Below are 293 nucleotides of genomic sequence, written 5' to 3'. Positions count from 1 at the left end.
CCATCAGTCGCAGCACATACAAGGATCGCGCCGTCCATTTGAGCAGCACCAGTAATCATGTTTTTAACATAATCGGCGTGGCCCGGGCAGTCTACGTGAGCGTAGTGACGAGTTGGAGAATCGTATTCTACGTGTGAAGTATTAATTGTAATACCACGTGCTTTTTCTTCAGGTGCAGAGTCGATTGCAGCGTAGTCTTTCGCTTCGCCACCGAATTTTTTTGCACATACAGTTGCAATTGCAGCTGTTAAAGTTGTTTTACCATGGTCAACGTGACCAATTGTGCCCACGTT

General features: G+C 46.4%; 1 protein-coding gene. It reads right to left on the bottom strand.

Annotated elements, in window-relative coordinates:
* The coding region (locus tag D9K81_RS18320; RefSeq protein ID WP_227602122.1) for a GTP-binding protein at positions 1-293 on the bottom strand (293 nt) is incomplete at both ends.

Origin of the sequence: Acinetobacter chengduensis (assembly GCF_003664645.1) — a bacterium.
In the GTDB taxonomy this organism is placed as follows: Bacteria; Pseudomonadota; Gammaproteobacteria; order Pseudomonadales; family Moraxellaceae; genus Acinetobacter; species Acinetobacter chengduensis.
This window is presented reverse-complemented; position numbering and strand designations above follow the sequence as displayed.